General features: G+C 51.8%; 12 protein-coding genes. 4 read left to right on the top strand and 8 right to left on the bottom strand.

Going from position 1 to position 9,634, the window contains the following annotated elements:
* Positions 1 to 81 precede the first annotated feature (81 nt).
* The 3 genes from FJ147_12530 (at position 82) to FJ147_12520 (ending at position 2,525) form a co-directional block, all read left to right on the top strand.
* Positions 82 to 660 (top strand): class I SAM-dependent rRNA methyltransferase, encoded by a 579-nt coding sequence (locus FJ147_12530; GenBank protein MBM4256709.1) that lies wholly within the window; start codon positions 82 to 84, stop codon positions 658 to 660.
* A 232-nt stretch (positions 661 to 892) separates the two neighbouring features.
* A complete protein-coding gene (locus tag FJ147_12525) occupies positions 893 to 1,390 on the top strand; it encodes a hypothetical protein (protein ID MBM4256708.1) in 498 nt (165 codons plus the stop codon).
* 244 nt (positions 1,391 to 1,634) lie between these two features.
* Complete coding sequence (locus tag FJ147_12520) at positions 1,635 to 2,525, top strand: 2-hydroxy-3-oxopropionate reductase (protein ID MBM4256707.1); 891 nt, start codon at positions 1,635 to 1,637, stop codon at positions 2,523 to 2,525.
* Between the two features lie 19 nt (positions 2,526 to 2,544).
* Here FJ147_12520 and FJ147_12515 read toward each other — a convergent pair whose 3' ends face one another.
* Positions 2,545 to 3,735: a CoA transferase gene (locus FJ147_12515; GenBank protein ID MBM4256706.1), complete on the bottom strand. Its 1,191-nt coding sequence runs from the start codon at positions 3,733 to 3,735 to the stop codon at positions 2,545 to 2,547.
* A 119-nt stretch (positions 3,736 to 3,854) separates the two neighbouring features.
* Positions 3,855 to 4,529: a Uma2 family endonuclease gene (locus FJ147_12510; GenBank protein ID MBM4256705.1), complete on the bottom strand. Its 675-nt coding sequence runs from the start codon at positions 4,527 to 4,529 to the stop codon at positions 3,855 to 3,857.
* A 134-nt stretch (positions 4,530 to 4,663) separates the two neighbouring features.
* Between FJ147_12510 and FJ147_12505 the strand changes: the two genes are divergently transcribed.
* The gene (locus tag FJ147_12505; GenBank protein MBM4256704.1) at positions 4,664 to 4,888 is read left to right on the top strand and encodes a hypothetical protein; all 225 of its coding nucleotides are present in this window, start codon (positions 4,664 to 4,666) and stop codon (positions 4,886 to 4,888) included.
* 111 nt (positions 4,889 to 4,999) lie between these two features.
* Here the strand turns inward: FJ147_12505 and FJ147_12500 are convergent, their stop codons facing one another.
* The 6 genes from FJ147_12500 to FJ147_12475 all read right to left on the bottom strand — a co-directional run bounded on the left by FJ147_12500 (position 5,000) and on the right by FJ147_12475 (position 9,557).
* Positions 5,000 to 5,476 carry a Uma2 family endonuclease gene (locus tag FJ147_12500; GenBank protein ID MBM4256703.1) on the bottom strand — a complete coding sequence of 159 codons (477 nt, stop codon included), beginning with the start codon at positions 5,474 to 5,476 and terminating at the stop codon, positions 5,000 to 5,002.
* 3 nt (positions 5,477 to 5,479) lie between these two features.
* Entirely contained in the window at positions 5,480 to 6,256 is a 777-nt protein-coding gene (locus FJ147_12495) for a hypothetical protein (protein MBM4256702.1), read from the bottom strand.
* 67 nt (positions 6,257 to 6,323) lie between these two features.
* Positions 6,324 to 7,034 carry an iron-containing redox enzyme family protein gene (locus FJ147_12490; protein ID MBM4256701.1) on the bottom strand — a complete coding sequence of 237 codons (711 nt, stop codon included), beginning with the start codon at positions 7,032 to 7,034 and terminating at the stop codon, positions 6,324 to 6,326.
* A gap of 96 nt (positions 7,035 to 7,130) precedes the next feature.
* Entirely contained in the window at positions 7,131 to 8,042 is a 912-nt protein-coding gene (locus tag FJ147_12485) for an SDR family oxidoreductase (GenBank protein ID MBM4256700.1), read from the bottom strand.
* 51 nt (positions 8,043 to 8,093) lie between these two features.
* On the bottom strand, positions 8,094 to 8,300 hold the full coding sequence (locus tag FJ147_12480; protein ID MBM4256699.1) for a (4Fe-4S)-binding protein: 207 nt from the start codon (positions 8,298 to 8,300) through the stop codon (positions 8,094 to 8,096).
* 90 nt (positions 8,301 to 8,390) lie between these two features.
* Positions 8,391 to 9,557, bottom strand: a complete 1,167-nt coding sequence (locus tag FJ147_12475) for an acetyl-CoA acetyltransferase (protein ID MBM4256698.1) — start codon at positions 9,555 to 9,557, stop codon at positions 8,391 to 8,393.
* Positions 9,558 to 9,634: the final 77 nt, after the last annotated feature.

Below are 9,634 nucleotides of genomic sequence, written 5' to 3'. Positions count from 1 at the left end.
GTCGCCCGCGTTCATCCAGCTCTTCGACCAGACTTCGATACTTAGACCGAAGCCAGCACACAATGGTCTCGTCTCTCATCCCTGCTCTTGTGCAGAGGCTCTCCACTCCGGTCAATCACTATTGCGGTAAGTTGTTTCCTGCCACCGCCTAACGGGTTTTCTTATACTGGCGGCTTCAGCATCTTTGCCGCGCGGGCGGGAGCCGCGTCCGTTACCTCAGTCGATAGCTCGGCGACTGCGCTACACCTCGGACGGCAAAATTGGCAAGAAAACGGCCTCCCTGATTGGCAAGGGCAATTTGTCCAGGCAGATATGTTCGCCTACCTGCGTGAAGTTTCGCAGTCTTTTGACCTTATTGTTCTTGACCCTCCACCATTCATTCGGCGACGGCAGGATCTACAGGCTGGTCTGAAGGGATATAAGGAGATCAACGTACAAGCCCTGCGCCTGCTGTCTCCGGGAGGGCACTTGTTTTCGTTCAGCTGTTCGCAACATTTGTCAGAGGCAGATTTTTTGCAGACGATCCAGTTTGCTGCTGCTGATATTGGGCGAAGAGTACGGCTCCTCAAACATTTAGGACCTGGACCAGATCATCCAACCAATCTGATTCATGCCGAGGGAACGTATCTAAAAGGCGTATGGTTACAAATAGGGGATTGAATCACAATTCCTTTGTGCTAGTGTACCGGTTTAACATCGCGTCCAAGTGGTAACTCTTAGGATTTTCCATATCATCATTACACTTCCTTCGATTTCTCGAAGCGTCTCCAGTGTATCCGCTGATCGATCAAAGGGCGAGGAGCGATTCTCCTTGTGGGAGGATACATTGGGGTTGGTAATAATGTAGCTTTTTCCTGGCCCTTCCAGGAAGAACACAGAGAGGAAGATGCCCATGAAAGCTCGTCCTGCAAAGCAGGAAAAGACCAAAGCTACGGTAAAGCGAGTTCCGAAACAACGGGAACAAGCCTCCGTTGTACGAGAAGCAAAGAAAGACATCATCGACGTACAACCGACACCACCAATTGAGGGTGACCTTGCTGCCCCTTCTCTCTCGCTGCCAGCACCGGTATTCGTGCAACGAAATATCGTAGCTCCGGACGGTAGTGTACGTTCTGGCTGGGAAATGTGGATTGGTGACCATTGCTTTGGTCGTGCCGACAGTAAAGACCTCCTCCTTGCCAGTTTTCAACGTCTGCAGAGCCCACCGGAAAGCTTCCATTGGCGTGAGGTCAGGAACCGTATGCAAATGCGCGGACGCCCACGGCCAGCAGCGGCTCCGGAGCAAGAAAAAGAAGAGGGATGGGAAGAGAATGAAAAGGAAGAGCCACTTCTTCTTGGCGAAGAAGTGGCTGAAGGCTTTCAAGAACTCACCTGGGAAAACCCTGCCTAACCCAACCCGTCTATAAGTCTAGAGTCTATGAGTCTAGCGTCTTTTTGCACAAAGACTTTTAGACTCTAGACTCAAGTCTGAAAATTTTCCCCTCCATCATTCATCGCGTTCTCAACTCCCCTGTAGTACACTCTTCCGAGTCGTTTCTTCAATTTTCCCTTCACGCTTACATTTTCCCCCGTCCTTGCCCTTTGCCTTGCTCTTCACTCAAAATACAGCTGAAAGCAGGGAGAGGAGAAATGCCATGCAACAACGTATCGGCTTCATTGGCCTCGGGATCATGGGCAAACCGATGGCCCGGAACTTGTTGAAAGCTGGATATCCGGTGACCGTCTACACCCGCAAACGTGAGACCGTCGAAGCCTTCAGAGCAGAAGGTGCTCGGGGAGCATCCTCGTCACGAGAAGTCGCTGAACGTTCTGAGGTCGTCATCACGATGGTAACGGACACGCCCGATGTCCAACAGGTCGTCCTTGGTCCAGATGGGATCCTGAGTAGCCTTCAGGCCGGAGGTACCATTATCGACATGAGTACCATCTCTCCTACCGCTACTCGTGAGATGGCCACGACTTGTCAGACCAAGGGGATTCACTATCTAGACGCGCCAGTAAGCGGTGGTGAAGGTGGTGCGATCGCTGGAACGTTATCGATTATGGTTGGTGGTGAAGAAACCGTTTTCAAGTCTTGTCTGCCAATCTTCCAAGCCATGGGCAAGAACATTATTCACGTTGGCCCAAGTGGCTCTGGACAACTTGTGAAGCTCTGTAATCAGATTGCCGTAGCTGTCACGAACATGGCGATGTGTGAAGCGTTGATTTTTGCGGCGAAATCCGGGGTTCATCTTGAAAAGATGCATCAAGCCATCAGCGGTGGTGCGGCAGGGTCCTGGCAACTCACCAATCTCGGGCCACGGATTTTTCAGCGCGATTTCGCTCCTGGGTTCATGGTCAAGCTGCAGCAGAAGGATCTGCGTCTCGTCCTCCAAGAGGCCGATCGCTTACAGCTTGCGCTTCCTGCAACAGGGTTAGTTCACAATCTGTTCAATGCTTTGGAATCAACCGGAGCTGACAACGAAGGCACGCAGGCGTTGGTAAAGGTGTTGGAGCGCTTAGCCGGCGTAGAGGTCAAAGCCTGACCAAGCACCACTCCTAAAGTCAGATAGCTTTTTCCTGTCGGAGGTTACGGATCTCGTCACGGCTATAGCTCAGCAGCGCCATAAGTACCTCCTCCGTATGCTCACCCACGAGCGGAGGATGAAGGCGAGCGGACACCGGCGTCTCGCTCAATTTCAGCGGCGAACCGACAAGCCGCACCTCACCAGCAGTGGGGTGCGGGACAGTCCAGATCATATCGCGTGCCATAACTTGCGGGTCAGCAAACACTTCATCCAGCGTTTGCACCGGTCCACAGGGAATGCCACCAGCAGCAATCTCACGCAGCCAAAAGGCAATATCTCTGGTAGCAAAGACTTCTTGCAACACGGGAACGAGAATTTCCCGATGTTGAACACGGGCTGGGTTCGTCGCAAAGCGAGGATCGCTTGCCCATGTCGGTTGTCCAATCACCTGACATAACTTCTGCCATTGGCCATCATTCCCGACCGCGAGGCAGAAAAATCCGTCGTTCGCTTTAAAGGATTGATAGGGGACGATAGTCGCATGGGCATTACCGAACCGTCCTGGGCGTTTCCCCGACACTAGGTACGAACTAGCCACATTCGCTAGCCAGGCAACTTGGGCATCCAGCAGGGAGATATCAATTGCCTGCCCCTTCCCTGTTCGTGTACGCGCTAACAGCGCAGCTTGAATCGCATTTGCCGCATACAAACCAGCAGTGATGTCGACAATAGCCACACCGACCTTCATCGGCTCCCCATCCGGCTCTCCCGTAATACTCATAACCCCACCGCGACCTTGAATGATAAAGTCATAGCCTGGTAAGTCTTTGTTTGGGCCGTTTTGGCCATAGCCAGTGATCGAGCAATACACGAGTCCCGGATTCAGCTCCCGCAATGCCTCATAGCCAAGCCCCATCTCCGTCAACTCGCCAACTTTGTAATTCTCAATCAGCACGTCACTGATCTTGGCGAGTTGACGAACGATCTCGCGTCCTTTCTCGGCTTTGAGATTCACCGTGATACTTTTCTTGTTGCGATTGGCGCACAGATAGTATGCACTCTCACCACCCACAAATGGCGGACCCCAGGCGCGGGTATCATCACCAGCTCCGGGACGTTCAACCTTGATGACCTCAGCACCGAGGTCGCCGAGCATCATCGTGCAGTACGGTCCAGCTAGTACTCGCGAGAGATCAAGGATACGGAAACCGTCGAGGGGAGAAGACATAGTTGTCAGTTATCAGTTGTCAGTAGATCAGAATGAATGATGAATGCAAAACGCGGAACGATGAACGGCAAACACTTCCTACTTGCTCTTGTTTTCAATTCATCGTTCATCATTCAGCATTATGCTTTGTTGTGTTGCCGCACCCACGAGCGGAGACGGCCTAACCATTCTAGTCTGTCCAATTCTATTCCAGCTTCCAGGAACTCAGTGAGCATAGTAGCGGTTAACAATGGAAGCGCAGTACTCCGTTCGACTATCTGATATTGCCCATTGGCAAGGAGCAAAATCTGCACCTGACTTCCATCATAACGCCAGACTTCTGGAGCCCCTACCTGAGCGAAAATAGGAAACCGTCCAAGAGAGGAACTCGTTACATCGATCTCGATGAGTAAATCCGGGGGAGGGTCCTGGGGCAATTCGACTTTCCGCTTCCCGCGTATACGAGACACCGACTGGATATAGAAACATGAGTCTGGTTCAAATCCCTTCACTAGATCCAAGCGCTTAAAAGTTGCTGATCCGAAGTTTCTTACGCTGATATGCATCTCTTCAGCAACAACTTCGACTAGCAATGCCAGGATACGATTGTATTCATCGTGTTCAAAAGTCGGGCTCATAATTTCCAACACTCCGTGGTCGAAGGTCAAACGAGGACCACTACACTCGGCAAGGTCAGCGAGAAGACTTTCGTATGTTTGCCAACTGATTCCACGCAGAATAACACGCTGCGGGAGTTCTCGTGGCTCTACTGGCTGTTCGATGGGCGGTGAAGACGTTGCGGCTTGTGTCTGCATATGCTCTCCTCACTTTCGTTACCGAGTGAGTTGCGTGTGAGTTATAGACCCGTGATCATAAGACCCGCTTTTCATTGGTCGGTCAAGGCAAGCAAGAACCCGCGTGCGCACAGCACATGCGGCAGAGCGTAAAAATGTCTTTTGTCGTTCGCCTTATTTCCGGTCAACAACACTGGTACGAGCGAATCTTCCGTGAGAAGGCAATGCGCCTCACCGCGCCTTTCGGTCAGGGGTTTGACATCACAATTGATGAGATTGAAGACTATTTTGGCGAGACACAAGAAGTATTCGGCGAGTCATTGAGTCCAGGTGAGGCGTTACAAGCAGGCGACGTGCTGATTGGCACGTGTCGCCTGTAGATCGCGGCTGTCAATGCATCTGTGGAGTGACCAAGTTTCTCTGGAGATCTTACGATTTAGGGAACGCCAGCCACTATGTTCTCTCTCCAGAAGCGGAATTGTGGTCTGCTGTTAGATCTCAATGAGTAAAGGGAATTTCGGAAAGAGGAGCGATTGTTCGAGTTTTCCTCCTGCATGGTAAAAGTGAATCGACCCATCAGCGTGGCAGGTCCAGACTTCCACGGCACCTCTATCGAAATAGAGCTGTCGTTTTTCTTGGATCTCACTGTCCGTGTTACTTAACGAGAGTACTTCGACACATACCTCTGGCGCAATTGAACACTCTGTCTCATCTTTGATCTGTTGAAAGCGTTCGGTTGAGCACCAGGCCACATCGGCAACCTTGGTCCCTTTAGCTGTGTGAATGGCGCATTCGGCCAGGACTTTTCCATCGCTCCGTAGTGACCGTAATAAGAACCCCAGTTCCCCCTGATAGGCAGAATGATACACCTTAACCGGCGCCATGACGATTTCCCCGCGCTCGTTAGTTTCGATCTTAAAAGGTAAATCTTGTAGGCTTGGATGCTCGCAGACTTCTTGCCAGTTCATACGTTACTCCAGTCCGGTGTAATCAAATGCCATCGGCGTAATCTTCCCCGCATCGATCTCTATAATTCGAGACTCCGACAACGGATAACTAAACTGCTCGTTACGCATGTGAATACGTTGCAGCAGGATCTTTCTGGTCATAGCGGCTATTTCATCCCATTCAGCTGCAGCTAACTCCTGCTTCGCGAGACCAATAAAACCATCGCGCATGTGGCCAATTTCGTCATCGTAGACATGTTTACAAGCGTTGGCGATACGATCGTTGAGTTCGCCACTACCAGCAAGGCGCATCCCTGTCGTATACATGCTGCAATAGCCGCCTTCAGTAAAACGGACGGCGAAAAACCCGAGCTTGCCACGCTTCTCGCGATAGTCGTAACGAATGCGAGCGAGTTCGTTATCGGCATCCCAACCAGTGAGTTGCTCTGGATTGAGCTTCTCGCTGCCCAACGAATCGTAAATATCAGCGAACAAACAGTAATGAAAAAACTCGGCCCGTAGACCGTCGATAACATCTAACACTTCGTGACGGCCAACTTCTTTATCAATCTGTGAGAAGATGCCACTGAGATAAGCGACTGGACCTTGGAACAGGCCTTTCTTCTTATCGCCAACACCGGAACCCCAAATTTCTTTGAAGCACTGACGGCGTAACCAGAGCAGGTCTTTTTCCTTCGTCCGTTGTGGGTTCTGAAAATATGACCAGACCACTTCAGCCTCGCCTGCCCAGTATGGAGCAGCAAGGTCGACGAGGCGTTTGAGGTTGGCATTGACCGCCATACGATCTTCCTTTTCCTACGCAACACGGACCACGCAATACGTGTTGCGTGGTCCGTAAACCTGAGGATTAGACTCCTTGCCGTTCCATCTCGTCGCCTAATTCACAGATCCCCTGATAGAACAACCTGAGCGCATGGAACGCTAGTTTCATCCCGTCAAGAATATCTTGTCGGGTCCGGTCGTCGTGAACATGGCGGGTGATCGGCTCCCACACTCTCCGTCCAGCATGATCGTCATCCGCTTTGGTGTGATACGAAAAGAAGAACACTTGCTCATCGTTCAAGTTAAACGTCTGCTTCCAGACCTCAGCACGGAAGTTATGGTTCGGCATCGTCGAGATGATGAATTCATCATTCGATGTCGCAAGCCAACCAGCAATCCAGTGACGAGTGCGAGCAATGTTCTCCCACACATTAAAGGCCACTTCGACGAGAGGCACGGGCTTTACGGTATTCATTTGCTCGTCTGTCAAACCGATGTTCCGCCCCATCTGCCAGAGAATACCAGTATGGGCCTGAGCAATTTTGTCGTCATGAACCAGCTCCTCACGCATTTGGCCAATCGTGCGGCGGACAACGGCAAGGTCAGGGCAGCGGCTCATCCAGGCTGGACGCATAACCGAACTTAACAAGCGGTTCCGCGGAATATGTTGCAGCAGATAAGCTTTTCCTCGTCCACGAGTCAGCGGCTCATTGAGCCACGGCACTTCGGCGGCGAACTTGAGGGAATAGTCACAGATTTCGTCAATCATAGAGGAAGAGCCCACATTGTTGGCCATAGTATGAATCTCTCAATCAGAATCACGTTCCACGCAATACGCAACACGTGTTACGTGAAACGTGTTGCATGATACAAATAACTACGCTCGTCGCAGCTAGACGATAGGGTCGTAGGGAAACACATCCGTCGTCACATCAAGCTTATAAAATGACCCCTTGAACGCGTGGGGAATGACTTCGGCCACTTTCTCAGCAGTCCAACCTTCCATATCCGCGACTTGGCGAATCGGTCGCGGTTGCGAGTAGAGGATGATTTCTTTCCCTCGCACTCCGAAGATCTGGCCATTCACTTCCTGTGCAGCGTCGCTAGACAAAAATGCTACTAACGGTGCGATCAAGCCGGGGTCCATCTTTTTCAGTTTCTCGACACGACGTTTTTGCACATCGGTTTCGGTTGGAATGGTCCCAATCATGCGTGTCCATGCGAACGGGGCGATGCAATTCACTGTCGCGCCGTAGCGACCAAGATCGAGTGCTGTCGCTTTGGTCAACCCAACAATCCCCATCTTCGCGGCAGCGTAGTTAGCTTGACCGTAGTTGCCAATCAGGCCAGAGGTAGAAGTCATGTTGATGATCCGCCCACTCTTCTGTTGGCGCATGTGCGGCGCAGCGGCACGGGTGCAGGCAAAAGAGCCTTTCAAATGCACATTGATGACGGCATCCCAGTCTTCTTCGCTCATGTTGAAGATCATGCGGTCACGGAGGATACCTGCGTTGTTCACCACGATGTCGATACGAGCAAATTTCTCCAACGCAGTACCGACGATTTTCTCACCACCAGCGAGGCTCGCGACAGAATCGTAGTTACTCACTGCTGTACCGCCTGCAGCGGTAATTTCAGCCACAACTTTATCAGCCGGCGCAGCATCGCGACCTTCACCCGCCGAGCTGCCACCAATGTCGTTCACAACAACCTTTGCGCCTTCTTTGGCAAGCAACAGGGCAATACCGCGACCAATGCCGCCACCAGCACCGGTAACGACTACGACTTTGTCTTTGAGCATCATGACGTAATCCTCTGGCGGGCACAGCCCGCCCTACTCTTTACCCATTTCGCCTTATTTTTTCTCAGTCAGTGATAATGCCCCTGACGGACATTGTTTGATGGTACGTTTGATCGCGTCAACGTCGGCGCCGTTTACGTTGATCCACGGGTTGTTATTCACATTGAAGACCTGCGGTAACCCTTGCACGCATTTCCCCGCATGAATACATACCTTTTCATCATAACGGACGGTGATTTTATCATTGCTGAATTCTTGCATTGGGTTTCCCTCCGTCGAGAATGGCGGACACAGCCGCCCTACAAAGATCCTTCTTTTACCAATCCTGAACTCCTAATCCCCAACCCCCAGTTAGGGTTGCCCCAGCACCGCCACACACGACACAGCACCAGGTCCACCAACGTTATGCACGAGTCCCATCTTGGGATCTTTCACCTGGCGTTCGCCGCCTTGTCCACGCAACTGGGTCACAATCTCGTACACCATGCGTACACCGCTGGCACCGATCGGGTGGCCAAAGGATTTGAGCCCACCACTGGGATTCACGGGGATATCGCCTGTCAGCGCAGTACGCCCTTCTTCGATTAACTTCGCCCCCTCACCTTTCTTGGCAAAACCAAGATCCTCATAGTTGGTGATCTCAGTCCAGGTGAAGCAGTCGTGGACTTCGGCAACGTTAATTTCCTTCAGCGGATCTTTAATGCCCGCCATTTCGTATGCCTGAGCTGCCGCATACTGAGTCGCCTTGAAACCGAGGTAATCGAAGTTAGGGTCCATAAACGGACGCCCGCTCGTCACTGACAATCCAACACCTTTGACGAGGATATAATCGTTGCGAAATTTCTTGGCGAGATCAGCGCGACACACGATCGCAGCCGCAGCACCGTCGGTCGTCGGGCAGCAATCAAACAACCCAAAAGGATACGCCACAATCGGCGCAGTGAGAACTTCTTCAGGCGTGACCTTTCTTTGCAAATGGGCCTTAGGATTCAAAGAACCGTTGTAATGATTCTTGACCGAGACTTTTGCAAGCGTCTCGCGAGTTAAGCCGTAGGTATGCATGTAGCGTGTCGCTGCCAAAGCAAAAAGACCCGGAGCCGTTGAACCGTCGTGGTGATACGGGTGCACGCCTTCACGCGCCAAGCCACGCCCTGGACGGTCTTTGTACTTCTCGACTCCCAATACTAAGGCAGTGTCATAAATCCCTGAAGCGACAGCTAACACGGCGTGACGAAAAGCATCAGTCCCAGTCGCACAGAAATTCTCCACACGTGAGATAGGCTTATTATAGAGGCGAAGGGCATCACCCAGAGAGACGGCAGCTTTGCCATGACCCTGCGCGGGAGAGTACGTCCCGAGCCATGCCGCATCGATTTGATCTGGCGTAATTTTGGCATCATTGAATGCCGCAAATGCCGCTTCAACAGCCATTTCTTCGTAGCCCTGATCGAAATTGTCGCCAAACTTGATACATCCAACTCCAATGACCGCGACCTGATCTTTTATCGAATACGGCATGACTGCCTCCTGTTTGCACTCCAGATGAGTTGTTTATACGCGCGTCCACACGACGCGATCAAGCATCGTCTGCCCTT

It is taken from the genome of Deltaproteobacteria bacterium, assembly GCA_016874775.1.
Taxonomy (GTDB): Bacteria; Desulfobacterota; Binatia; order Bin18; family Bin18; genus VGTJ01.
The sequence above is the reverse complement of the archived record's forward strand: the minus strand, read 5'-3'. Positions and strand labels throughout refer to the sequence as shown.

What these genes read in the sequence shown, in the direction of transcription:
- FJ147_12485 (MBM4256700.1), bottom strand. Translation starts at nt 8,042, where the DNA reads ATGATGCTCAAAGACAAAGTCGTAGTCGTTACCGGTGCTGGTGGCGGC.
- FJ147_12525 (MBM4256708.1), top strand. Translation starts at nt 893, where the DNA reads ATGAAAGCTCGTCCTGCAAAGCAGGAAAAGACCAAAGCTACGGTAAAG.
- FJ147_12505 (MBM4256704.1), top strand. Translation starts at nt 4,664, where the DNA reads ATGTCTTTTGTCGTTCGCCTTATTTCCGGTCAACAACACTGGTACGAG.
- FJ147_12480 (MBM4256699.1), bottom strand. Translation starts at nt 8,300, where the DNA reads ATGCAAGAATTCAGCAATGATAAAATCACCGTCCGTTATGATGAAAAG.
- FJ147_12500 (MBM4256703.1), bottom strand. Translation starts at nt 5,476, where the DNA reads ATGAACTGGCAAGAAGTCTGCGAGCATCCAAGCCTACAAGATTTACCT.
- FJ147_12515 (MBM4256706.1), bottom strand. Translation starts at nt 3,735, where the DNA reads ATGTCTTCTCCCCTCGACGGTTTCCGTATCCTTGATCTCTCGCGAGTA.
- FJ147_12495 (MBM4256702.1), bottom strand. Translation starts at nt 6,256, where the DNA reads ATGGCGGTCAATGCCAACCTCAAACGCCTCGTCGACCTTGCTGCTCCA.
- FJ147_12475 (MBM4256698.1), bottom strand. Translation starts at nt 9,557, where the DNA reads ATGCCGTATTCGATAAAAGATCAGGTCGCGGTCATTGGAGTTGGATGT.
- FJ147_12520 (MBM4256707.1), top strand. Translation starts at nt 1,635, where the DNA reads ATGCAACAACGTATCGGCTTCATTGGCCTCGGGATCATGGGCAAACCG.
- FJ147_12490 (MBM4256701.1), bottom strand. Translation starts at nt 7,034, where the DNA reads ATGGCCAACAATGTGGGCTCTTCCTCTATGATTGACGAAATCTGTGAC.
- FJ147_12510 (MBM4256705.1), bottom strand. Translation starts at nt 4,529, where the DNA reads ATGCAGACACAAGCCGCAACGTCTTCACCGCCCATCGAACAGCCAGTA.